The following is a 23,301-nucleotide window of genomic DNA, read 5'->3' as shown; positions in this document are numbered from 1 at the left end:
AGCGGCGTCAACACCGGCGCCGAGACGCCACGATCATGGGGAGAAGGCATTGAGCTCGTTCGAGATCGATCCGCGGCTGAAGGCCGAAAGCGTCACGATCCGACCGCTGCAGACCTTCGACAAGCGGGTCAAGCTCCTCGGTTCCAAGAGCTACTCCAACCGCTACCTCGCGCTCGCCGCCCTGTCCGGGGAGCCGACCACCCTCGAAGGTGCCCTGGTGTGCGATGACACCCAGTACCTCGGAGAGGCGCTGAGGCAGTTCGGGCACGTGGAGGTGGAGATCGACCCGGCCGCCGAGCGGATCACCGTCACTCCGACCGGACGCACCATGCGGGCCCCGGAGGAAGAGGTCTACGTCGGCGCGGCCGGCACTCCGATCCGACTGCTCATCGCCATGGCGGGACACGCCGACGGCACGACGGTTCTGACCGGAACCAAGCGCATGCAGGAGCGCCCGATGGGCTCGCTCCTCGAAGCCCTGCCCGCCCTGGGCGTGACGGCGGAGGCCGTACGGGGCAACGGCAGCCCGCCCATCAAGGTCACGGGTCCGAGCTTCCGCGGCGGCTCGACGCGGATCAGCGGCGCGGTGAGCTCGCAGTTCACCTCGAGCCTGCTGATCAACGCCACGCGGGCCGAGGAGGACACCGAGGTCCACGTCATCGACGACCTGGTCTCCAAGCCGTACGTCGAGATGACCATCGCCGCCCTCGCGGAGATGGGGGTCGTGGTGGAGCGCGAGGGGTACACCCGCTTCACCGTGGCCGCCGGCCAGAAGCTGCGCGGGGGCACGGTCACCGTGGAACCCGACGCCTCGGGCATGTCCTACTTCCTCGCCGCGGCCGCCGTCCTCGGCGGCACGGTCACCATCCCCGGTATCGGCAAGGGTTCGAAGCAGGGCGATGTGGGCCTGGTGGCGGCCCTGACCCGCATGGGCTGTACGGCCGAGGTGGGGGACGACTCCATCACCCTGACGGGCGGCGAACTGCGTGGCATCGACATCGACATGGAGGCGATGCCCGACGTCGTCCCGACCCTCGCCGTCGTCGCCGCCTTCGCGCAGGGCACCACGCACATCAGCAACATCGCCAGCCTCCGGATCAAGGAGTGCGACCGCATCGCCGCGGTCACGGCCGAACTGCGCAAGATGGGCATCACCGTCGAGGAGCACGCCGACGCGATGACCATCACCGGCGGCACGCCGCACGGCGCCGTGATCGACACGTACGACGACCACCGCATCGCCATGTGCTTCGCCATCGCGGGCCTGCGCACCCCCGACGTCGTCATCACGGATCCGGGCTGCGTCGCGAAATCCTTCCCGACCTTCTGGAGGGTGCTCGACTCGCTGCACGACGGCACCGCGAGCACCCTGTGATCGCGGGTACGCCGGGCGTTCTGTTGGTGCTCGACGGCTGGGGCCACGCGGAGCCGGGCGAGGCCAACGCGATCGCGGCCGCCGCGACCCCGTGGCTCGACCACCTGCTGGAAACCTGCCCGACGGTTCTCGCGGACGCCTCCGGCACGGCCGTAGGGCTGCTGCCCGGCACGGTCGGCAACTCGGAGATCGGACACATGGTCATCGGCGCCGGCCGCCCGGTTCCGTACGACAGCGTGCTCGTCCAGGAGGAGATCTCCTCCGGGCGGCTCGGCTCCAACGAGGCCCTGACCCCGGTCCTGGCCCGTCTCGCGGCCACCGGCAGATCGCTGCACCTCATCGGGCTCTGTTCCGACGGGATGATCCACGCCGACGTGCACCACCTCCAGGAGCTGCTGCGGGTCGCGGCGCGGTTCTCGGTGCCCGCAGTACACATCCACGCCGTCACGGACGGCCGCGACGTGGCGAACGGCACGGCTGCCGCCTTCCTGGGCCTGGTCGAGTCCTACGCGGCGGAGGCCGGTCTCGGGGGTGTGGCGACGGTCGTCGGCCGCGGGTACGCGCTCGACAAGAGCGGTGACCTACGGCTGACCGAGCAGGCAGCCCTCGCCGTGATGTACGGCAAGGGGGAGGCTGTCACCGAGGTCCAGGAGGCCCTGGAGCTGAACCAGCGCGGTGACGAATGGATGCCGCCCAGCGTCGTCACCGATGCCGCCGGCCGCCCCGTCGGAGTGGTGGAAGAGGGCGACGCCGTCCTGTTCACGAACTTCCGCAGTGACCGGATCCAGCAGCTGGCCGACCATCTGCACGAGCACCTCGCTCCGCGCGGTGTGACCTTCCTGAGCCTCGCCCAGTACGACACCCGGGCGTCCATCCCGCCGCTGGTCCACCGGTCCGACGCGGGCGGCGGGCTCGCCGCCCGGCTGGCCGCGCACGGCGTGCGCTCGGTGCGCATCGCGGAGGCCGAGAAGTTCGAACACGTCACGTACTACCTCAACGGCCGGGATCCCAGTCCGGTCCCGGTGGAGGAGCACGTGAAGATCAGTGGTGAAGCGGCCCCCGACTACAAGGTCCGGCCCGAGATGAACATCGACAAGGTCGCCGAGGCGGTCAACGCGGCCGCCCGGCGGGACGACGTACCCCTCGTGGTCGCCAACCTCGCCAACATCGACGTCGTCGGCCACACCGGTCACTACGAGGCGACGCGACAGGCCACCGAGCACACCGACCGTGCGGTCGAGTCGATCTGCCGCGCCGCGCGGGCCGCGGGGCGTTGGGTGCTGCTGGTCGGAGACCACGGCAACGCGGAGAAGATGCTCATCGCCGCAGACGGAGGCACCCCGCGGCCGTACGGAGGGCACACCACCCATCCCGTGCCCGCGGTGCTCGTACCCGCCGACGGCCAGGAGGTACGCCGGCCCGCCGGGCCCGCCACCCTCGCCGACATCGCGCCGAGCGTGCTGTCCCTTCTGGGGATCGACCCCGCACCGCGCATGACCGGGCGGCCGCTGTGGTGACGGCGGGGAACCACGCGCGAGTCAGGTGCCATCCGATGAACGTCCGAGGACAGGAGATCTCCCGATGACATCCCGCCCGAGACTGGCTCTCGTCGGCGACCGCAGCGACCGCGTGCCCGCCCACGCCAAACTCGCCGAAGTCGCACCGCACTTCGGCGTGGAGGTCGACTGGCTCCCCAGCGCCGAGGTGACCGAGGCGATCGCCGATTACGACGGCATCTGGGTCGTGCCCGGCTCGCCCTACGAGAGCCAGGCCAACGTGCTGCTGGCAATCCGTACGGCACGTACGCTCGGCATCCCCTACCTGGGAACCTGCGGCGGATTCCAGCACGCGCTCATCGAGTACACCCGCAACGTCCTCGGTATCGAGGACGCGGAGGACGTCCAGTACGACGCGGACGCGTCGACACCGCTGATCGTGCCGCTCTGTTGCTCGCTCGTGGGGGAGACCGCTCCGCTGGAACTGGCCACCGGCAGCCGACTCGCCGCCGTGTACCCCGGCCGCGAGTCGACGGTGGAGACCTATCACTGCAAGTACGGACTCAACCCGGACTACGAGCAGACCATCCTCGACAGCGACCTCCGCATCAGCGGCTGGGACGCCGAGAAGGCGCCGCGGGCGATCGAGCTGCCCGACCACCCGTTCTTCATCGGCAGTCTGTTCCAGCCCGAGTTGTCGTCCACGGCCGATGAACTGCACCCGCTGATCAGGGCGTTTCTCGGTGCCGTTGCCGACCGGGCCGAGTCGGGGAAACAGTAACCCTCCTGTGAGAGAAGCGAGTTGGAGGCGGTGGCGGCCGGTCGATCCGTGTCGCGGCCATTGACACGGCGATCACTCTGATTCGATACTTGTGTAAGTAAAGAGAGTTCGAATCAGAAGCGTGGAAAGGACCAACAGCCATGACCACGAACGAGCAGGAGACCGTCGGCGGTTTCATCGCCGACCCGACGGCCACCGCCGGCGCCTCCCAGGGCGGTTGTTGCGGCGAGCCCGCGGACGAGACCGGATCGGTCCAGGGCGGCCAGGGCGGCCAGGGCGGCGGCTGCTGCGGCGAGCCCGCCGGCGAGAGCTGAGGAAGACACCTTCACCATGACCGACACGGCACAGGGCCAGGAGCCCGACACGGCGACGGAGCTGCTGGAAGCCTTCGACGCGGACCGCGCCCTGAACACACTCCAGGCCCTGTGCGTCCCGGACATGGCCGGTCGCGCACCGGGTAGTGCCGGGCACGCACTGGCCACCGAGTTCCTCGAATCGACCCTGGTTTCACTGGGCTTGTCGCCCGTTCTCGAAAGCTTCGCCATTCGCGAGGTGATGCGCCTCGCGGCGCAGCCGTCCTGCACCGTCGACGGCCCGGAACTGGCCCGTGAGCTGGTCCATCGCGCGGAGTTCGCCGAGAACCCCCGCTCGGGCCCCATGCCGCGGGCGCTCACGGGCACGGCATCCGAAACCGCCGAAGCGGGGCAGTGGGCCGTCCTGCTCAAGGTTCCGCAGGGCGACGCGTTCGCCGCACTGGCCGAGGCGCTGCTGGCGCGCGGCGCCATCGGCATCCTGACCGCGCAGAACGCCGATGCCTCCGGGTACCTCACCAAGCGCGTCCAGGGCCCGCCCCCCGTAGAACTGCCCGTGATCGCGCTCCGCCCCGACCTGCTGGCCGCCACCATCGGGAGTACGGTCACCGCTCACGTACCGCTGGTGCGCGAGGCCGCCACGGGGACCAACATCATCGCCACCCTGCCCGGAACCGATCCGGACGCCCGCCCCATCCTGCTCACCGCGCACTACGACGGCGTGGGGGCCGACCCGGGGCTGCACTTCCCCTGTGCCGGAGACAACGCCAGCGGCACGGCGGTGCTGTGCGAGGTGGCCCGAGTGCTGAGCTCGGCGCCGCCGTTCGCCCGGCCCATCGTCTTCGCGCTGGTCGACGCCGAGGAGATCGGCACCGTCGGCTCGGGCCATCACGCACGCGGTCTGAAGGAGCAGGGCATCGTGCCCGAGGTCCTGAACGTCGACATGGCCGGAAAGTTCAACGGGAAGGTCGCCGTCGAACTGGGCCCGGCCGACCCGAGCCCGACGGGCATCATCGCCGCGCTCGACAGTGCGGGACGGCGCCTGGGCATCCCGCTGTACGCGGGGAACGTCTCGTCGGACAACCGACGGTACGCCTCGGCGGGCTTCCCCGCCGCGGGCCTCGGCTTCGGCGCCGCGCACTACCACTCACCCCTGGACGCCCCGGACCGGATCGAACCGGAGGCGCTCCGCAAGGCCGGCCGCCTGGTGCTGGCGGCCGTACACCACCTCGCGACCCAGAACTGATCCGCCTTTCCCCCTTCGCCAACCCCCCTTCCTTCTTGAGGAGTTTCGCCATGGCCGCGGCCCCGCAGTCCGTCTCCACCCAGCTGGTCCAGCTCGCCCCCGCCGTCGGGGAGCTGCACGCCACCTTCTCCAAGGGCTACCAGGAGTTCTTCGGCGCCGTCTTCGACCACGACGCCCTCGACCCCAAGACCCGTGCGGCGGTCGCCCTGTGCGCCGCGCTCATGCAGGACCGGGAGGAGACGGTGCGCTCCTTCCTGGCCGCAGCCAAGAAGCTGGGGCTGAAGAACGAGGAGATCGGGCAGATCGCGGGCATCGTCGAGGCCATGAAGCTCGACTCCCTGCAGCGCCCGGCCGTCCAGGCGGTCGCCGCGGCCGCGAAGAAGGCCAACACCTGCTGCTAGCCGTTGCCTTGCTCCCATCCGACCTCATCTCGAAGGATCGCGGCAGTGACTGACCCATCCAAGACGGACGCCGGTTTCGTCGTCGTGCTCGGCGGCCGCAGCGAACGGGAACTCGGCGTCGTACGGAGCCTCGGGCATCGTGTGCTCCTCGTGGACGAGCAAGTACCCTGGCACTGCATGTCCTGGGCCGACGCCCACCTCGACGTCGACCTCGACGACTGGGACGCGGTGGCCGAGGCGGTACGCGGTGAGCTCGGTGACGAGCCCGTCGCCGCCGTGCTGACCCACACCGAGCCGCGCCTGCCGCTCATGGCGCACCTGAACGGCCGGCTCGTCGCGGGCGCCCCGGGCCTGGACGAGAGCGCCGTCGCGAACTGCCGCGACAAGTGGCGTACCCGTACCGTACTGAGCGAGGCGGGTGTGCCCGTACCCCGCTTCGCACGGGTCGACACCGCGGACGAGGCGGCCGCCGCGGCCGTCGCTCTGGGGTACCCCGTGGTCATCAAGCCCCGTGACGGAGCGGGTGCGTTCGGCGTCCGGTGCTGCCCGGACGAGACGGCAGTGCGCGAGGCCGTCACCGCGCTGCTCGGCTCACCTCCCGGTGCGCTGCCGGGAGTCCTGGTCGAGGAGTACGTCGACGGCGACGAGTACGCCGTCCAGACGATCACGCACGGGACCAAGACAACGGTGCTGAGCGTCTTCCGGCAGCGCATGACACCGCCGCCGGTCTTCGTGGAGCTGGGATACGACCACCCCAGCGGTGTGACGGACGCCGACCACGACGAGCTGGCGCGGCTGATGCAGGAGACCCTCGCCGCCATCGGTCTGAGGGACTGGATCACCCACACTCAGGTACGCCGCGGTCCCGAGGGCTTCCGCGTCATCGAGGTCAACGCGCGCCGCCCCGGCGGCCGCCTCGTGGAGATGACCACCGCCGTCAGCGGGGTCGACATGACGGAGGCCGTCACGCGCCAGGTCCTGGGTCTGCCCCAGGCCGTGGCCGGGCCCACCGTCCCCTTCGCCCGCTACACGAGCATCGTCTTCGACACGGCCGGCACCGTCATGTACGACGACTACACGCCCGCTCCGGGACGGACGGGACCGACGGCACCCATCGTCGAGGTGGAGGTGGCGGCCGGAGAGAGCGTGCATCCCAAGGAGCACCCGAACGGCGGCGTCTACGGACGCATCGTCGTCTACGGCGAGACGGCCGAGGAGCTCGACCGGGCGGAGCGCGAAGTCCAGGACGGTCTGAGCCTCCAGGTCGTCTTCACGGACGGTCTCGGCCCGGCGGCGGCGGACAGCCGCGAGTTCAAGTCGTGCTGCTGAGGTGGCCCCGATGACCCTGACCCAGTCCGCCCCCGGAGTGTCCGGGCGGCACAGGATCGACGTCCTCTCCACGATCCACGAGGCCGATGCCGACGACTGGAACCGCGTCGTGGCCCTCGCCGGCGGGAGCGTCTTCCACACGTGGCAGTGGCTCGCGGCGTTCGAGGACGCGCCGCCCGGCAGCTTCGAGCCCCGCCACCTCCTGGCGTACGACGACAGCGGGCTGGTCGGCGTGTGTCCGGCCTTCCTGGTGCACTCGTGCCCCCGGCTCTCCTACCTCAAGGAACTGGCGCACCTTCCGTTGGACGGCCCGGTCCTCCTGGCCCACAGCCTGGCCGCGCTCGACGGCGGACCCCTGGCGGTCCCCGGTCATGAGGACGCGATCGGCTCCCTCCTGAACTCCTTGGGGACGACCGCCCGCGACAGCGGTGCACGGACCTGGGGCGTGGCCAACGCCGCGGCGGGTGAGCCGGTCGGGCTGCTGATGCGGCACGGCTACGCCACGGCGCACATCACGACCTCGTACCGCTGCGCCACGGACGTCCCCTCGGCGGCCGACTACTGGAACTTCACCGATGGCCGTCGGCGCCGGAAGTTCGCCAAGGAACGACGGGCTTCCGGACGCGGTTTCACCGTCGTGGAAGACCCGGCGGACGCGGACACGGTCGTCCGTCTGGTCCACTCCCTCTTGACGGATCGGGGTACGCCCACCGATGTGCTCCCCGAGGCGTTCCTGAAGGCGATGGCGGCCAGGCTGGCGCCCTTCGAGCACAGCCTCACGGCCTTCGACGCGGACCAGAGGGCCGTGGGGGTCTTCGCGGGCTGGCAGTTCGGGGAGAAGCTGTCGATGTGGCTGGCCGGGCTCGATACGCAGAGTCTGCCCTCGTTCGTGCCCTACCGGGCCATGGCGGCCCGCCTGGTCGAGGGGGCGGTCGCGGCGGACATCGCGTCGATCGATCTGGGACGCTCCAACGCGGCGGAGAAGCGCAAGCTCGGCGCCCACCCGGTACCCCTCTACCTCGCGCTGAACGCCTCGGACCGGGGTGATCGGGCCGCACTGCACGAGGCGTGCCTCCGGCTCGAACAGCGGTGCCAGGGACCGGACGAGCAACTCGACCTGAGCAAGAGGTGCTGCTGATGGACACCGATACGCGCCCCAGCGTGGCGTGCGTCTCCGGGCGACGGGTCGTCGACGTCCTCAATGAGCTCGGCGTACGGTCGGTCCTGCTCGGCGACCCCACTCCGCTGGACCTCGCCTGCCAGGTCGACGTTCCCCTGGACACCGACCTCGGCGACTGGCAGGCGGCGGAGGCGGCGCTGCGCTGGCTGCACGCCGCCCGCCCGCTCGAGGCGGTGTTCAGCGTCTACGACGCGCACCTTCCGCTGGCCAGCTACCTCGCCGCCCGGCTCGGCGTCCGGGGCCTCGACTTTCAGGCCGCCCTCACCTGCCACGACAAGATCCGCATGCGGATGGCGCTGGAGAGCGGGGGAGTGCGCGTACCCGATTACCTCCCGGCCGCCGATCCGGCGGACGCCCTCCCGGCGGCCCAGCGGCTCGGGCTGCCCGTCGTCGTCAAGAAGGCCACCGGATCCGGAGGCCGAGGCAGCATGCTGTGCCGCACCCTCCAGGAGGTGGCCCACGCCGTCGACGTACTCGGTCCCCTCGCCGTCATCGTCGAACGGGCCGTCGAGGGCCCCGAGTACGCGGTGCAGAGCGTCACCAGCCACGGGAAGACCGAAGTGGTCAGCATCCTGGCCCAGCACGTCGGGCCGGGTCCTCGCCAGGCGGAGACCGGCTACGACTTCCCCAGCGGGCTCTCCCCGGAGGGTGAGGACCAGCTGGCGGCCTTCGTCACCGAGGCCCTGGCGGTGCTCGGTTTCGACCACAGCGTCTCCCACACCCAGGTACGGCTCACCGGCGACGGCCCCGTCCTGATCAACGTCGCCGCCCGCCCGCCCGGCGGCCAGCTGTGGGCCGCCACCGAGCGCGTCAGGGGCATCGACCTGACCCGCGCCGCCGCGGAGATCGCACTCGGGCGCCCCGTCACGCGGAGCGCCCCCAGCGCGACGCGCGTGCTGTACCGGTGCGTGACCTTCGACCGGCCCGGCCGCGCCTGGTACGACCTCGACGGCATCGACTCCCCCGCCGTCACTCTCGACGTCGACCCCGGCGACAGCGTCCGGAGCGTCGACGACCCGGAAGGCGGCAGCTACGGCCGCATCGTGGTGTACGGCGACGACCCCGCGGAGCTGGAGAGCAGATACCGCGCCATCCTCACATCGCTCGGCCCCCGGGTCGAGCCAGACAACCAGTAGGTGATGGTTCCCGTGCCCCCTCGCGTCCTCGTCCTCAGCGGACAGCGCACAGTGCAGCAGTTGCAGGAACAGACCGACTACGACGTCGTGTTCGCCGAAGAGAGCATGACCATCGAGCAGGTCATGCTCGCCGACTACCCGCTGGAGGTCGACTTCGGCGACTGGGACCAGGTGGTGGCCCTGGTCGCCGGCGCGCACGCCGAGCAGCCCATCGACGCCGTCGTCACCGGAGTCGAACGCCTCGTACCCCTCGCGGGCCGTCTGCGCGCCGAGCTGGGGCTCGAGCACGGGATCACCGAGCAGGCCGCCCGTGCCTGTATCGACAAGGCCGAGACCCACCGGCTCCTCGAAGCCGCCGGCGTCCCGGTCCCCCGTAACCGGGTGGTCGGCGGGATCCTTGAGGGCGGCGAGGCCGCGCAGGAGCTCGGGCTGCCCGTCGTCGTGAAACCGCGCGACGCTTCGAGTGCGGCGGGCCTCAAGTACTGCGAGACCCGAGGTGAGGTGGAGGGCGCGGTGGGGGACATCCTCGCCGCCGGCCGCGACTCGGCCCTGATCGAGGAGTACGTGACCGGACCCGAGTTCGGCGTGTTCGCCGCCCGGATCGGGGGGCGGACCCAGGTGGTCTGGGTCGTCGAGGGGGAGGTGGGTCCGCCGCCCACCTTCGTCAAGGTCGGCGGGTACTTCCCCAGCCGGCTCGACGAGGCGCGACGGGCGGAGCTCGACGAGCTCGCGGACCGGGTGCTGACGGCTGCGGGGCTGGACGACTGGGTCGCGGCCCTCCAGTTCACCCTCACGTCCGACGGCTGGCGCGCCGGCGAGATCAACCCCAGGGTTCCCGGCGGACAGGCCGTCGAGATGATCCGGTCCACCACCGGGTACGAGCCCAGCCTCATCGCCACCGAGGCCGCTCTCGGCCGCTTCGCCGAACCGGGCTCCGCCAAAGCGGAGTTCGGGCTCTACCGGAGCATCGTCTTCGAGACGGGCGGACGCATCGACTACAACGCCAAGGCCGTCGGGTCGCTGACCGGCCTGGAGTCCGCGTCGCCGCCGTTCGTGGAGTTCGACGTGGCTCCCGGTGACGCCGTGCTGCCCGTGGAGCACCCGCGGGGCGGCGCGTTCGGGCGGATCGTGCTGGCCGGTGAGAGCCCGGAGCAGCTGGAGCGCGACTACGCCCGCGTCATGGAACAGCTCGCGGTCCGGCTCGTCGACGACACCGCGGCGGCCGCCTCCGTGGACCGCGCGCACACCAGCTGCTGCTGACAACAGGCCCTTGTGTAACACCTGTTGACGGTCAACCAGATCTCGTGATTCGATACTTTTGAAAGTATCGAATCAACAAGTACGGAGAGGAGGAACCCATGGCTGAGGACATGATCGGATCCGGCTGCTGCGAGAGCAGCGGTGTCGAGGACGTCGCCGAGGACGGCCAGGAGTGCGGCTGCGCCTGCGCTTGCTGCGACTAGCCCTCCGAGTAGCCCCTCAGGGGCACACGGCGGGCCGCGCTCCGTCGGAGTGCGGCCCGCTCCCACCATCAACCCACGAGACTCCAGAGGGGGGTCGACGTTGAACGAATCGCTTCGTGCCCTGCGCTTCATCTATGGCTACCCGCTGCGCTACCGCCGCGAGATCATCACCGCCACGGTGGTCATGTTCCTCGGCCTCCTCGGCAACATAGCCGTGCCGCTCCTGATGCGGTCCGCCATCGACATCGGAGTCCTGGGCGGCGAGTCCAGCAGCCTGCTCACCACGTCGCTGGGCGTACTCGCCGCCGGTGTGGTCACCACGGCTCTGCTGCACTTCGGCAAGCGCATGCGGTTCTCGGTAGCCAGCAAGGCAGTCAACGACCTGCGGGAAGACCTCTTCCGCAAGCTCGTGCACCTGGGCCCCGCGGACGTGGCGGAAGCCTCCGGCGGCCGGGCTCTCACCCGGCTCATCTCCGACGCCGTCGCCGTCCGCGGACTGACCAACGGCGGTCTGCTGGAACTGCTCAACCAGGTGCTGGTCACGCTCGCCATGCTGATCACGGCGCTGATCATCGACGCCCGGACGACCCTGCTGGCCCTCATCCCCCTGGTCTTCGTAGCCATCGGGAACTTCACGGTCCAGCTGCGCCTGCAGCGGGCCTTCATCGAACTCAAGGGTCAGTTCACCAAGCTCCTCGCAGGCGTCGGCGAGTCCCTGGCCAACATCAACGTGGTCAAGTCGTACGGCCGTGAGACGGACGCGTCGGACCGCCTGAACAAGGTCAACGAGGCGCACTCGGCCCGCGACGGCCAGATGAAGCGCACGTACAGCCGCTGGGAAGCCGCCCTCAACGTCATCGGCGGTCTTCCGACCCCGATCGCGCTGTGGGCCGGAGGCAACGCGGTCCTTGCCGGCACCAGCACCGTGGGTGACCTCGTCGCCGTCGTCGCGCTGGTCATGATGTTCCAGATGAGCATCCACATGCTCGCCATGCACACCAACGGGGCGTTCCGCAGCGTGGTGACCGCACAGCGTCTCCTGCGCATCATCGATGCCCCCTCCGTCCTCAGCACCCGTGAGGGCAGCGAGGAGGTCCCGACGCTGGGCGCGCTCCACGCCACCGGCATCGACGTGGACATCGCCGGCCGACGGATCCTGGACAAGGTCGACTTCCACGTGAAGGCGGGCGAGACCGTCGCCCTGACCGGTCCCACCGGCAGCGGCAAGTCCACCCTCCTGCACGTACTGGCCCGCCTGCGCGACCCGGACTCCGGCACCGTCACCTACGACGGCGCAGACGCCCGCTCGTACGCACCGAGCGCCCTGCGCCGGCGCATCGTCTGCCTGCCGCAGCGACAGTGGATCTTCGAGGGAACCCTTGAGGACAACGTCCGCTTCGCCCGCCCCGAGGCCACCCGCGCGGAGACGGCCGACGCCGTCGAGGCCGCCGGACTCTCCCACATACCGCTCGACCGCCGCTTCGGAGCGAGCACCCTCGACCTCTCGGCGGGGGAGCGCCAGCGCATCGGCCTCGCGCGCGTCCTGCTCGTGGACCCCGAGATCCTGCTGCTCGACAACCCCACGGCGAACCTGGACGCCGAGACCGAGGCCGAGCTCCTGGAGACCGTCCTCAGGGTCCGCCGGGGCCGCACCCTGATCATCGCCTCGCAGCAGGCCGCGGTCAGCAGCTACGTCGACCGCACCGTCAGCCTCGCCTCCCGGGAGTCATCGGTGGACGTCACGGCCACGCTCGCCGGCGCGACCACCCTCGAGGGAGGAAAGGAATCATGACCACCACCGCGACCGCGGAAGTCCTGGACGGCAAGGAGACGTGGCGGACGCTCCTGCGAGCCGTCCGGCGATTCCTTCCCTACCTGAAGCCCCACTGGTTCTGGCTCAGTGTCGCCACGGCGATGGCCGTCGTGAACACCATCGCCACCATCGCGGTCATGTACACGGTGATGGCCGGCATCGGGCACATCGTCATCGGCGACATGGAAGCCGTCCGGTCGACGGCACTCAACCTCGTCCTGCTGACGGTCGTCGAGAACGTCATCCGCATCACCTACAACTCGGCGATGATCCGGGTCAACGAGCGCCTGACGGTGACGATCCGCAACGACCTCGTGGCCCGCCTGCACAACGTGCAGCTCTCGCGGCACGTGTCCCAGGCCAGCGGCGAGTGGGTCACCAGGGTCCTCTTCGAGGCGAACCGGTTCAGGGGCTTCCTGACGAAGACCCTGATGGAAGTGACCAACAGCGTCATCTGGTTCATCGCCTTCGCCGTCTTCCTGCTGGCCCTCAGCCCCGCAGTGGCCCTGCCGACCCTCGTCATCATCCCCCTGATGACGTGGATCTCGGTCAAGTGGACCGTGCGTCTGCGACCCGACACCCACGCACAGCGCGAGGGCTGGGACCAGATGGTCGGCTACATGAACCAGCGGATCGACGGCCTGGAGGACATCCGCTCCTTCGGCCAGGAAGAGGCGGTCCTCGCCGATCTGCGCGGGCGCTCCGAGGAGTACAGCACGGTCCACAACCGGCTCTCCCGCAAGCGACTTTGGCTCACGTCCCACCTGGGCTTCAGCGTGTTCCTCGCCCTGGCCCTGCTGATCTTCTTCGGCGGCCTGCAGATCATCAACGGACACCAGCTGGGTTCCGGATTCTTCTTCGACATGGCCTCCGGCATGATGCCGATGACGTGGATGCTCCTGGGCACCGACACCATGATGGCGTCCATGGGCATGGCCTCGGGCACGGCCCTGGCCGCCGGTACCCTCGCGGCCTTCGCGCTCTTCGTCAAGCGCATGCTCAACCCCGTACGGGACCTCGCCGGCATGATCGGCCAGTCGTCCGACATGGCCGCCTCCGCGGCCCGCATCCTCGACGTGCTCGACCTGGAGGAGGAGCAGGGCGGCTCCGGCACCCTGCCGCCCGTCGAGGGAGCCGTCGCCATCGAGGACGTCACCTTCGCCTACGGCGCCGACGGACCCGAGGTCCTCCACGGGATCACCCTGCGCGCCGAGCCCGGCCAGCACATCGGGATCGTGGGCACGAGCGGCGCCGGCAAGAGCACCCTGATGCAGCTGCTGGTCCGGCTCTACACACCGACGAGCGGCACCGTCCGCATCGACGGACACGACCTCACCGACATGAGCAGCTCCTCCGTCCGTTCCCAGGTGCTCCTGGTCACGCAGGAGGCCCAGCTCTTCGACGGCACCGTCGCCGAGAACATCCTCTTCGGCCGGCCCGAGGCCACCGAGGAACAGGTCGTGGAAGCGGCCCGGGCGGTAGGGGCGTACGAGGTCATCTCCGACCTGCGCAACGGTTTCCAGACCCGGGTCGGCGAACGCGGCTCGCGCCTGTCGGTGGGCGAGCGGCAGATCATCGCCCTCGCCCGGGCCATGCTCGCGGACCCGCGCGTCATCGTCCTGGACGAGGCCATCTCCAGCGTCGACCCCGACCGGCAGCGCATCGTCTTCGCCGCGATCCGCCGACTCCTCGAAGGCCGCACGGCGATCGTCGTCGCCCACTGGCTGACCCTCGTCGAGGACCTCGACCAGGTCTTCGTCCTGGAAGACGGACGCATCGTCGAATCCGGACGCCCCGTCGAGCTGCTCACCGCCGGCGGCCGACTCACCGAACTGTGCCAGGCCCAGGAGGGCCGCACCCACAAGAACACCACTGGAAAGGACGTCAACCATGTCTGACACGAACCTCGGAAGCATGTTCTGGGACGCCGCCCAGCAGACGGCGGCCGCGCCCGTCGAGGCCCCGAAGGCATCCTCCTGCTGCGGCCCCAAGCCGGCCGCCGACAAGGCCGAGCAGGCGGAGAAGGCCGCACCGGCCGTGCACGTCCACGCGCCGAAGGCGTCGTCCTGCTGCGGCCCGAAGCCCGCGGCCGACGCGGCCGAGGCCCCGAAGAAGTCCTCTTGCTGCGGCCCCAAGCCCGAGGCCGCGGCGGCAGATGCGGCCGCGAAGACCGAGACGGCGGCGAAGACCGAGGCACCCGCCGCGGCGCAGCCGGCGAAGAAGTCCTGCTGCGGCTGACCCCCACCACCCGTCCTCCGAAGGAGAACCGATGACCTGGCGCACGGCCACCACCCAGCCTGCCGCGTGGCACGAGAAGGCGGCGCGACGAGCTGGACCCCGCACCCACAAGGGAGTGGTGCGCCTTGCAGCCGTGACCGGTGCAGCCCTGGCCGCCGTACTCGTGAGCGGCTGCGGCCCGTCGAAGCCCGCTGCCCCGGCCGCCACCGGCCCGCACGACCTCGATGCGAGCTGCCGCAGCACCAAGACCGACGCCGGTATCGAGGTCACTTTGACGGTCAGCCCCTGCCCGGCCAAGGGCGGCGGCTCGGCGGGCAAAGCCTCCGTCACCGTCAAGGACGCGGCGGGCAAGGCCGTCGAGGGGGCGAAGGTCGAGGTCAACTCGGAGATGCCCAACATGAAGATGAAGGGCGGCAAGCAGTCCGCGAGCGCGAAGGGCGACGGGTACGAGTCCAAGCTCGTCCTGGGCATGCCCGGCGACTGGCAGATCAGTCTCGTCGTCACCCCGGCGTCCGGACAGGCATCCACGACGGTGTTCAACGTGAAGGCGGAGTAGGGGCCGTGCTCAGTATCCGCGCGCGGACCCTGCCCGCCTCCAGCACCGCCGCCCTGGACGCACACATCAAGAGCCTGATGGCGGACGGCGCCGACGTCATCAACCTCACCGGCGGCGAACTCGACTTCCCCACACCGGACCAGGCGTCCGACGGGGGCCGGCAGGCGATTTCCCAGGGGCTGACCCGGTACACCCCGGTCGCCGGCATCGGCCCCCTGCGCGAGGCCATCGCCCGGCGGCTGGAGACCCACTGGGGATGCTCCTACACGGCGGCGCAGATCGTCACCACCAACGGTGCCAAGCAGGCCCTCGCCCAGCTCTTCACCGTCCTGTGCGACCCCGGCGACGAGGTGATCCTGCAAGCGCCGTACTGGGTGAGCTTTCCGCACATGATCCGGCTCGCCGGGGCCACGCCGGTCGTCGTGGACACCCTCGACACCGGCTTCAAGCTCACCCCCGAGCTGCTCCGGGCGCACATCACCCCGAGCACCCGGGTCCTGCTCCTGAACAATCCCTCGAATCCCACGGGCGTCGTGTACGACAGGCCGGAGCTCCTCGCCCTGGCGCGCGTCGCCGTAGAGCACGATCTCGTCATCGTCAGCGACGAGATCTACGGGGACCTCGTCCACGAGGGCGCCACCTTCACGAGCGTCGCTTCACTCGGGCCGGACATGGCCGAGCGCACGGTCACCGTCGGGGGCTTCTCGAAGACGTACGCGATGACGGGGTGGCGGATCGGCTTCGCAGCCGCCCCGTTGCCGGTGGCCGCGGCCCTGACCGCCGTACAGGGCCACACCAGCTCCGCCCCGTCCTCGATCTCGCAGTACGCGGCGCTCGCCGCACTGACCGGTGACACCGACATCGAGTTGGTCCGCCGAGCGGCTGAACTGAACACCCGCAGGACCCTCATGAGGGACGGCCTGGCAGCCCTGCCACCCCTTCGTCTGGCCGCGGAACCGCAGGGCGGCTTCTTCGCCCTGGTCGACGTACGGGGCCTCTACCGGCGCCCCGACGACGATGCCGGCACCGTCGCCAAGGACCTGCTGGAGCACGCCGGGGTGGCGGTCATGCCCGGCCGCGACTTCGGGGCCCCGGACCTGGTCCGCCTCTCGTACGCGGTCGGCGCCGAGGACATCTCCCAGGCACTGCACCGCATCGGTACCCACCTGAAGACCATCAACGATCGGAGAACTCCCATGAGCAGCAACGCCACCGCCTTCGAGGTCCACGGCATGACCTGCGGCGGCTGCGCCAAGCGCATCCGTACGGCCATCGTGACGGACCTCGGCGAGGGCACCGAGGTGACCGTCGACCACAAGGCCGGCCGGGTCACGGTCAGCTCCACCGGCGAGTTCGGATCGGATGCCGTCCAGGCGGCCGTCGAGCGCGCCGGCTACAAGTTCGTCGGAACCGCCGCGTGAACCCGCCCCTCAAGCTTGCTCTCTTCGCCGTCGGGCTCGCGGTCTGCTTCGGGGCCTCCTTCCTCCTCGGCAGCGCGCTCCAGCCCCTGTAGCCCCGTCCGCTCCGCCCACCTATTCCAAAGGAGAGTGCAGTCATGGCCGGCACTGCCACGACGGCACCAGCCGTAGTCACGCTCGACATCGGTGGCATGACCTGCGGTGCCTGCTCAGCCCGGATCGAGAAGAAGCTCAACCGGCTCGACGGGGTGACCGCCGAGGTCAACTTCGCCCTCGAACGCGCCCACGTCAGCTACGACGACCGCCACACGCTGCAGGAGCTCCTCGACACCGTCGAGAAGCTGGGTTACAGCGCGGCCCTGCCCCCGTCGCCCCAGGAGGCCCAGGCCGAAGGCGGAGCCGGTGAGACCGCCGAAGAGGCGGCCGACCGCGAACTGGCCACCATGCGGGAACGCCTCCTGGTGTGCCTCGCACTCACCGTTCCGGTCGTCGCCATGGCCATGATCACGCCGCTGCAGTTCGACAACTGGCAGTGGCTGTCGTTCGCCCTGGCCGCCCCTGTGGCGATCTGGGGCGCCTGGCCCTTCCACGCGGTCGCCTGGAAGAACTTCCGCCAGGCCGCCGGGACCATGGACACGCTCGTCTCCATCGGTGTCCTCGCCTCCTTCGGCTGGTCGGTGTACGCCCTCTTCTTCGGCTACGCCGGTGTGACCGGCATGCAGATGCCGTTCCTGATGACCCCGACCCCCGGCCAGGGCCTGCACCACATCTACCTCGAAGTCGCCACCTCCCTGACCCTCTTCGTCCTCGCCGGCCGCTATGCGGAACACCGGGCCAAGCGCCGGGCGGGCAGCGCCGTACGCGCACTGCTCGAACTGGGCGCCAAGGAGGTCACCGCCCTGCGCGCGGGCCAGGAAGTCGGCATCCCCATCGGCGAGCTCCGCGTCGGCGACCAGTTCGTGGTACGCCCGGGGGAGAAGATCGCCACCGACGGGGTCGTCGTGGACGGCGCGTCCGCCGTCGACGCGTCGATGCTGACGGGGGAGAGCGTTCCCGTGGAGGTCTCCGCGGGCGACGCCGTCGTCGGTGCCACGGTCAACCTCAGCGGTCGTCTGACCGTCCGCGCCGAACGGGTGGGCGCCGACACGCAGCTCGCCCACATCAGCAAGCTGGTCTCCGAGGCCCAGGCCGGCAAGGCCCCCGTCCAGCGACTGGCCGACCGGATCGCCGGTGTCTTCGTACCCGTGGTCATCGCCGTGGCCGTGGGCGTCGGCGGGTTCTGGGTCGGCAACGGCGGAGACGCGGTGATCGCGCTCACCGCGGCGGTGGCCGTCCTCGTCGTCGCCTGCCCGTGTTCCCTCGGCCTCGCCACCCCCACCGCGCTGCTCGTCGGCACGGGCCGCGGCGCGCAACTGGGCATCGTGATCCGCGGACCGCAGATCCTCGAATCCACCCGACGCATCGACACCGTGCTGCTCGACAAGACCGGCACGGTCACCACGGGCAAGATGAGGCTCGTCGAAACGGTGTGTGCCGAGGGCACGAGCCGCGAGGAGCTGCTGACTCTCGCCGGAGCACTGGAACACTCCTCCGAGCACCCCATCGCCACCGCCGTCACGACGGCTGCCCGAGAGGTGACCGCGGACCTCCCGCCGACGACGGACTTCAAGGCCAGCGCCGGATTCGGAGTCGTGGGCACCATCGCCGACCGCGAGATCATGGTCGGCCGCCCCGGCTGGGTCGGCGAACGGATGACCGTGCCCGAAGACCTCCGCCGCCGCCTCACCGAGATCGAAGGCAGCGGTCACACGCCGGTCGGCGTCGGCTGGGACGGAGAACTCCGCGGATTGCTCCTCGTCGCCGACGAGGCCAAGCCCACCAGCCGCCGCGCCATCGACGAGATGCGGAGCCTGGGGCTGAACCCCATCCTCCTCACCGGCGACAGCAAGGGCGCGGCTCGCCGCATCGCGGACGAGATGGGCATCACCGAGGTGGAGGCCGAGGTCCTGCCCCAGGACAAGGCCGCCGTGGTCCGCCGCCTGCAGGCCGCCGGCCGCAACGTAGCCATGGTCGGCGACGGCATCAACGACGCCGCGGCGCTCGCCCAGGCCGACCTCGGCATAGCCATCGGGGGCGGGACGGACGCCGCCATCGAGGCGAGCGACATCACCCTCGTTCGCGGGGACCTGCGCGACGCGGCCGACGCGGTCCGCCTCTCACGGCGCACCCTTGCGACGATCAAGGGCAACCTGTTCTGGGCGTTCATCTACAACCTCGCCGGCATCCCCCTGGCCGCCTCCGGCGTCCTGAACCCGATGATCGCGGGCGCGGCGATGGCGCTGTCCAGCATCTTCGTCCTGACCAACAGCCTGCGCCTGCGCGGGTTCAAGTCGGCGGCGGCCTCGTGATCGTGAGCTCCATGGGCCTGCCGATGGCGCTCGTCGACATCGAGCAGGCCCTGAACGGCCGGTGGCGGCAGTTCGAGGACGCGGTGGACATGGTCAGGGTGCAGGACCCGCCCGTCGAGTCCTGGCCCGACCTGAGGGAGGCCGGCTTCCTCCCCAAACCGCAAGTCGTCATGTGGCGCGCTGAGGCCCTGGACTCGGAGGAGAAGTACCTCGCCGCCCTCTCGGGGAAGGACAGGTACGACATCCGCGCTGCCTACCGCAAGGCGGCCGAGGCGGAGTTGCGGGTGAGTGCCGAGTCCCTGAGCGTCCCGCTGCTCGACGAGTTCTTGGAGCTGTACGAGCGGCAGGTCTCCGGCATGCGCAACGGCTGGGCGGTCGCCGTCCAGCAGCGTCCCCAGATCCTGGCGGAGGCGGAGACGTACCGCGTGGTCACCGTCCGCTCGGGCGGGGCCCTGGTGGGCGCCTGCCTGAACCAGGACCTGCCGGCGCACGACGAGATGCGGGCGCGCTTCTCCGCCGTGACGGCGGGCCTGCGCGCCGACAGCCTCACCCGCGTCCTGTACGCGGAGACGGTGCGCGAGGCGAGGGGCCGCGGCCGGCGCTGGGCCACCCTGGGCCGCGACATCAACCTCTACGGCCACGTGGTCAAGGCGGGCCTCTTCAGCTTCAAGGCGAGGCTCGGCTTCGTCCCCGTACCCGGACAGCTCGTCGAGCCCGGCAGCGGATCGCACCAGGCCGACCGGGTGGTCCGCTTCGAGGAACTCGACGACCCCACCCTGCTGTTGTCGTACGCACCGAGGCCGGCGGGAGAGGCCGAGTCCGTGGCCGCCCCGCTCCAGCTGAACGTGTACACGACGTCCGAGGCCTTGGACGTCCGCCCCTTCCGAGCCCCCGGCCTGTCCGCAACCACAGTGCGCTGCGTCAGCCGAAGCTGAAGTGATCAGGCCCGCCGTTCGCGGTCGACGACGCCCTAAGCGTGTGCGGGCGGACCCAAGAGCGTGCCGAGTGCCACGAGGACGCTGGGGTCGATCCGGTAGTACACCCACGTGCGCCGTCGCTGGGAGGTGAGCAGGCCCGCCTCGCGCAGCTTCTTCAGATGGTGGGAGACCGTGGGCTGGGAGACGCCGACGTCGGCGATGTCGCACACGCACGCTTCGCCGGCGGGGTGGGAGGCTACCCGCGAGAGCAGCCTCAGCCGGATCGGATCGGACAACGCCTTGAACAGGGCGGCCAAGCGCTCCGCGTCGAGGGCCGAGAGTTCGGCGGAGACGAGGGGCGAACAGCAGGGAACGACAGCCTGCTTGGGATCGACAGCCGGTGGAACCGTACTCAGGTTCGACATTCCTCTATTTTGGCATGCATCGAATCACCTCGGCAATGGTCCGGTCGCGGCCGGTTGGGCTCGGCGTTCCGAGGGTGGCTCCAGATCGGGATTTCGATGTATGTCTATGTTGACATCGATCGAAGCGGGGGGCAGGCTGGAGGTGGATTAGATGTCTGTCTAATCAGAGGGTCGACCCTAGTGAAGGACAGAGCTCCGATGGCCGTCATCGATGCCGCTGAACTCCCCGTCGTCATCATCGGCGCGGGCCCCGTGGGTCTCGCCGCCGCCGCGCACCTCGTCGACCGGGGCCTCGAACCGCTGGTTCTCGAAGCCGGGCCCGAGGCCGGCGCCGCAGTCCGCGCGTGGGCGCACGTGAAGCTGTTCTCCACGTGGGGAGAGGTCATCGACCCGGCCGCCGAGAAGCTGCTCGCGGCGACGGAGTGGACCCCGCCCGACCGCGCGGGCTACCCGACCGGCGGGGACTGGGCCGAGTCGTACCTGGCTCCGCTCGCCGTGGCGCTCGGCAGCCGTGTCCGCCTCGGTACCACCGTCACCGGCGTCTCCCGCCTCGGCCGCGACCGCGTCGTCGACGCCGACCGGGACGAACAACCCTTCACCGTCCACGCGGTGACCGGCGACGGATCCGAGATCCGGCTGCTCGCCCGCGCGGTCATCGACGCTTCTGGTACCTGGTCCCGTCCCGGACCCGTCGGCGGAAACGGACTGCCGGCCCTCGGCGAGCGCGCCAACGCCTCGCGCATCGTCTACCGGGTGCCCGACTTCCGCGATCCCGCGACGCGCAGCCGCTACGCGGGCAGGCGTACGGCCGTCATCGGCAGCGGCGCCTCCGCGTTCACGGCCCTCGTCGGCCTCGCGGACCTCAGCGGCAACGACTCCGGTACCCACGCTCTGTGGGTGCTGCGCCGCGCCGTCGGCTCCACGACGTTCGGGGGCGGCAGCGCCGACCAGCTCCCCGCCCGCGGAGCCCTCGGCGGCGCCGCCAGGGCGGCCGTCGAAGCCGGGCACGCCACCGCCGTCACGGGCTTCCGTACCGCCGAGGTCCGGGCGAACGCCGACGGCACCCTGACCCTGGTCTCCGAAGACGGCACCCGGACCGACCCCGTGGACGAGGTCATCGCGCTCACGGGTCTGCGTCCCGACCTCTCCTTCCTCGACGAGCTCCGGCTCGACCTCGACGAACGCCTCCAGGCGCCCGTGGGCCTCGCCCCGCTGATCGACCCGAACGCCCACTCCTGCGGCACGGTCTATCCGCACGGGGCCAAGGAGTTGAAGCACGGCGAGAAGGACGTCTACCTCGTCGGCATGAAGTCCTACGGCCGAGCCCCGACCTTCCTCGCGATGACCGGCTACGAGCAGGTGCGCTCCATCGCCGCCGCACTCGCGGGCGACCAGGAAGCGGCCGAGCGCGTCGAGCTCACGCTCCCCGAGACCGGGGTGTGCGGAGGCTCCGGCCTCTTCGACGAGCCCGTCGAGGAGGCCGGGAGCGGTTGCTGTGGCCCCACGCCCGTGACCCTTGAGATCGCCCCGCCGGGGCTGGTAGGCGGCCTTCCCGTCGGCAACTGACCGTGGGACCCGTAGCGGCCACGCCGCTCGTAGGCACGCGACGCGGACCGCGCCGGGCTCTCTGGGGTCTGTGCGTCACACAGATCACGAGCTGGGGCATCCTCTACTACGCCTTCCCCGTGCTGAACTCGGAGATCGCGGCGGAGACCGGCTGGTCCACGCGCGTGACCACCGGAGCGTTCTCCGCCGCCCTCATCGTCTCCGCGCTGGCCGGCATCGTTGTGGGGCGCGTCATCGACGGGCGGGGGCCCCGCGCCCTCATGACGGCCGGATCGGTCCTCGGCAGCGTCAGCCTGGTCGTCATCGCGAGTGCCGGGAACCCGGTCGTCTTCTTCGGCGGCTGGGTTCTGGCGGGGACGGCCATGGCGGCGACCTTCTACGCGCCCGCCTTCGCGGCCCTGACCCGGTGGTGGGCACCGGACCACGTACGCGCCCTGACCGCCGTGACCCTGGCGGGCGGCCTCGCCTCCACGGTCTTCGCACCGCTGACGGCCGCGCTCGCGGACCACCTGTCATGGCGGGGGACCTACCTGGTGCTCGCGCTGGTGTTCGCGGGCATCACCGTGCCGGCCCATGCGATCGCCCTCAAGGCCCCGTGGCCGGCGGCGACGCCCATGCCCGGGGCGCCTCCCGCCGACGCGTCCGGCATCGCCCGAAGCCGCCGGTTCCGGATGCTCGCGGTCGCGCTGACGCTGTCCTCCTTCACCGCCTACGCGGTGATCGTGGCCCTCGTGCCGCTCCTCGTGGGTCGTGGCTACTCGCTGACGGACGCGGCCTGGATCCTGGGACTCGGCGGCGCCGGGCAGACCTTCGGCCGCCTCCTCTACGTCGGGCTGGCACGCCGGACCGGGCCGACGGCCCGCCTCACCGCACTGACCGTACTGAGCGGGCTCGCCACCGCCTCCTTCGCGGTGTTCCCGGGGCCGTTCCTCCTCCTCGTCGTCCTGTCCGTGGCGGCGGGCATGATCCGGGGCAACCTCACCCTCGTCCAGGCGACCGCCGTCGCCGACCGGTGGGGAACGGAGCACTACGGGAGGCTCTCGGGACTCCTCGGGGTCCTGCCCTCCTGCGCGAGCGCGATCGCCCCCTTCGGCGGCGCGGCGCTCGCCACCGGGCTCGGCGGATATCCGCACCTGTTCGCCCTGCTGGCCGGCGTGGCCGCATGCGGGGCACTGGCGGCCGTCATGTCGAAGTAGGCTGCGCGGCGCCGTCCGAAGACCCCGCCCACCCGCGGGGAAACCG

Annotated in this window: 20 protein-coding genes; 19 read left to right on the top strand and 1 reads right to left on the bottom strand. The window is 70.7% G+C overall.

The genetic code is table 11. From position 1 onward, the window contains the following. Positions 1–49: 49 nt before the first annotated feature. The 17 genes from aroA (at position 50) to ACE1OC_RS03695 (ending at position 20,086) form a co-directional block, all read left to right on the top strand. Positions 50–1,375, top strand: a complete 1,326-nt coding sequence (gene aroA, locus ACE1OC_RS03775) for a 3-phosphoshikimate 1-carboxyvinyltransferase (protein ID WP_407835792.1) — start codon at positions 50–52, stop codon at positions 1,373–1,375. Continuing rightward, on the top strand, positions 1,372–2,892 hold the full coding sequence (gpmI, locus tag ACE1OC_RS03770; RefSeq protein WP_407835791.1) for a 2,3-bisphosphoglycerate-independent phosphoglycerate mutase: 1,521 nt from the start codon (positions 1,372–1,374) through the stop codon (positions 2,890–2,892). The genes aroA and gpmI overlap by 4 nt, the downstream gene beginning before the upstream one ends. Positions 2,893–2,956: 64 nt before the next feature. Further along, positions 2,957–3,652 carry a glutamine amidotransferase-related protein gene (locus tag ACE1OC_RS03765; RefSeq protein WP_407835790.1) on the top strand — a complete coding sequence of 232 codons (696 nt, stop codon included), beginning with the start codon at positions 2,957–2,959 and terminating at the stop codon, positions 3,650–3,652. 140 nt (positions 3,653–3,792) lie between these two features. Next, positions 3,793–3,966, top strand: coding sequence for a hypothetical protein (locus ACE1OC_RS03760; protein WP_407835789.1), 174 nt, complete (start codon positions 3,793–3,795; stop codon positions 3,964–3,966). 16 nt (positions 3,967–3,982) lie between these two features. Continuing rightward, positions 3,983–5,209: a M28 family metallopeptidase gene (locus tag ACE1OC_RS03755; protein ID WP_407835788.1), complete on the top strand. Its 1,227-nt coding sequence runs from the start codon at positions 3,983–3,985 to the stop codon at positions 5,207–5,209. A gap of 50 nt (positions 5,210–5,259) precedes the next feature. After that, positions 5,260–5,610, top strand: a complete 351-nt coding sequence (locus ACE1OC_RS03750; RefSeq protein ID WP_407835787.1) for a carboxymuconolactone decarboxylase family protein — start codon at positions 5,260–5,262, stop codon at positions 5,608–5,610. A gap of 45 nt (positions 5,611–5,655) precedes the next feature. Beyond that, positions 5,656–6,939, top strand: coding sequence for an ATP-grasp domain-containing protein (locus ACE1OC_RS03745; RefSeq protein ID WP_407835786.1), 1,284 nt, complete (start codon positions 5,656–5,658; stop codon positions 6,937–6,939). Positions 6,940–6,949: 10 nt separating this feature from the next. Next, positions 6,950–8,077 (top strand): GNAT family N-acetyltransferase, encoded by a 1,128-nt coding sequence (locus ACE1OC_RS03740; protein ID WP_407835785.1) that lies wholly within the window; start codon positions 6,950–6,952, stop codon positions 8,075–8,077. After that, complete coding sequence (locus ACE1OC_RS03735) at positions 8,077–9,255, top strand: ATP-grasp domain-containing protein (protein ID WP_407835784.1); 1,179 nt, start codon at positions 8,077–8,079, stop codon at positions 9,253–9,255. The genes ACE1OC_RS03740 and ACE1OC_RS03735 overlap by 1 nt, the downstream gene beginning before the upstream one ends. A 12-nt stretch (positions 9,256–9,267) precedes the next feature. After that, positions 9,268–10,515 (top strand): ATP-grasp domain-containing protein, encoded by a 1,248-nt coding sequence (locus ACE1OC_RS03730; protein WP_407835783.1) that lies wholly within the window; start codon positions 9,268–9,270, stop codon positions 10,513–10,515. Between the two features lie 303 nt (positions 10,516–10,818). Beyond that, complete coding sequence (locus tag ACE1OC_RS03725) at positions 10,819–12,510, top strand: ABC transporter ATP-binding protein (protein WP_407835782.1); 1,692 nt, start codon at positions 10,819–10,821, stop codon at positions 12,508–12,510. Then, positions 12,507–14,429 (top strand): ABC transporter ATP-binding protein, encoded by a 1,923-nt coding sequence (locus ACE1OC_RS03720; protein ID WP_274547027.1) that lies wholly within the window; start codon positions 12,507–12,509, stop codon positions 14,427–14,429. Before ACE1OC_RS03725 ends, ACE1OC_RS03720 begins: the two co-directional genes overlap by 4 nt. Next, positions 14,422–14,769: a hypothetical protein gene (locus ACE1OC_RS03715; RefSeq protein ID WP_407835781.1), complete on the top strand. Its 348-nt coding sequence runs from the start codon at positions 14,422–14,424 to the stop codon at positions 14,767–14,769. Before ACE1OC_RS03720 ends, ACE1OC_RS03715 begins: the two co-directional genes overlap by 8 nt. 31 nt (positions 14,770–14,800) lie before the next feature. Then, complete coding sequence (locus ACE1OC_RS03710) at positions 14,801–15,325, top strand: FixH family protein (protein ID WP_407835780.1); 525 nt, start codon at positions 14,801–14,803, stop codon at positions 15,323–15,325. Positions 15,326–15,330: 5 nt separating this feature from the next. Beyond that, a complete protein-coding gene (locus ACE1OC_RS03705; RefSeq protein ID WP_407835779.1) occupies positions 15,331–16,746 on the top strand; it encodes an aminotransferase class I/II-fold pyridoxal phosphate-dependent enzyme in 1,416 nt (471 codons plus the stop codon). 134 nt (positions 16,747–16,880) lie between these two features. Then, positions 16,881–19,151 carry a heavy metal translocating P-type ATPase gene (locus ACE1OC_RS03700; protein ID WP_407835778.1) on the top strand — a complete coding sequence of 757 codons (2,271 nt, stop codon included), beginning with the start codon at positions 16,881–16,883 and terminating at the stop codon, positions 19,149–19,151. Positions 19,152–19,162: 11 nt separating this feature from the next. Further along, entirely contained in the window at positions 19,163–20,086 is a 924-nt protein-coding gene (locus ACE1OC_RS03695) for a GNAT family N-acetyltransferase (protein ID WP_407835777.1), read from the top strand. A gap of 35 nt (positions 20,087–20,121) precedes the next feature. On the opposite strand, the gene ACE1OC_RS03690 is transcribed toward ACE1OC_RS03695, so the two are convergent. Then, positions 20,122–20,493, bottom strand: a complete 372-nt coding sequence (locus ACE1OC_RS03690; RefSeq protein WP_407835776.1) for an ArsR/SmtB family transcription factor — start codon at positions 20,491–20,493, stop codon at positions 20,122–20,124. 198 nt (positions 20,494–20,691) lie between these two features. On the opposite strand from ACE1OC_RS03690, the gene ACE1OC_RS03685 reads away from it, so the two are divergent. Continuing rightward, the gene (locus ACE1OC_RS03685; RefSeq protein ID WP_407835775.1) at positions 20,692–22,059 is read left to right on the top strand and encodes an FAD-dependent oxidoreductase; all 1,368 of its coding nucleotides are present in this window, start codon (positions 20,692–20,694) and stop codon (positions 22,057–22,059) included. Between the two features lie 2 nt (positions 22,060–22,061). Next, positions 22,062–23,255: an MFS transporter gene (locus tag ACE1OC_RS03680; protein ID WP_407835774.1), complete on the top strand. Its 1,194-nt coding sequence runs from the start codon at positions 22,062–22,064 to the stop codon at positions 23,253–23,255. Positions 23,256–23,301 lie beyond the last annotated feature (46 nt).

Origin of the sequence: Streptomyces stoeckheimensis (assembly GCF_045822005.1) — a bacterium.
GTDB classification, from domain to species: domain Bacteria; phylum Actinomycetota; class Actinomycetes; order Streptomycetales; family Streptomycetaceae; genus Streptomyces; species Streptomyces stoeckheimensis.
This window is presented reverse-complemented; position numbering and strand designations above follow the sequence as displayed.

Excerpts from the sequence above, each read along its gene's own strand:
- ACE1OC_RS03765 (WP_407835790.1), top strand. The coding sequence starts at position 2,957 with ATGACATCCCGCCCGAGACTGGCTCTCGTCGGCGACCGCAGCGACCGC.
- ACE1OC_RS03760 (WP_407835789.1), top strand. The coding sequence starts at position 3,793 with ATGACCACGAACGAGCAGGAGACCGTCGGCGGTTTCATCGCCGACCCG.
- ACE1OC_RS03755 (WP_407835788.1), top strand. The coding sequence starts at position 3,983 with ATGACCGACACGGCACAGGGCCAGGAGCCCGACACGGCGACGGAGCTG.
- ACE1OC_RS03750 (WP_407835787.1), top strand. The coding sequence starts at position 5,260 with ATGGCCGCGGCCCCGCAGTCCGTCTCCACCCAGCTGGTCCAGCTCGCC.
- ACE1OC_RS03740 (WP_407835785.1), top strand. The coding sequence starts at position 6,950 with ATGACCCTGACCCAGTCCGCCCCCGGAGTGTCCGGGCGGCACAGGATC.
- ACE1OC_RS03735 (WP_407835784.1), top strand. The coding sequence starts at position 8,077 with ATGGACACCGATACGCGCCCCAGCGTGGCGTGCGTCTCCGGGCGACGG.
- ACE1OC_RS03720 (WP_274547027.1), top strand. The coding sequence starts at position 12,507 with ATGACCACCACCGCGACCGCGGAAGTCCTGGACGGCAAGGAGACGTGG.
- ACE1OC_RS03715 (WP_407835781.1), top strand. The coding sequence starts at position 14,422 with ATGTCTGACACGAACCTCGGAAGCATGTTCTGGGACGCCGCCCAGCAG.
- ACE1OC_RS03710 (WP_407835780.1), top strand. The coding sequence starts at position 14,801 with ATGACCTGGCGCACGGCCACCACCCAGCCTGCCGCGTGGCACGAGAAG.
- ACE1OC_RS03700 (WP_407835778.1), top strand. The coding sequence starts at position 16,881 with ATGGCCGGCACTGCCACGACGGCACCAGCCGTAGTCACGCTCGACATC.
- ACE1OC_RS03695 (WP_407835777.1), top strand. The coding sequence starts at position 19,163 with ATGGGCCTGCCGATGGCGCTCGTCGACATCGAGCAGGCCCTGAACGGC.
- ACE1OC_RS03690 (WP_407835776.1), bottom strand. The coding sequence starts at position 20,493 with ATGTCGAACCTGAGTACGGTTCCACCGGCTGTCGATCCCAAGCAGGCT.
- ACE1OC_RS03685 (WP_407835775.1), top strand. The coding sequence starts at position 20,692 with ATGGCCGTCATCGATGCCGCTGAACTCCCCGTCGTCATCATCGGCGCG.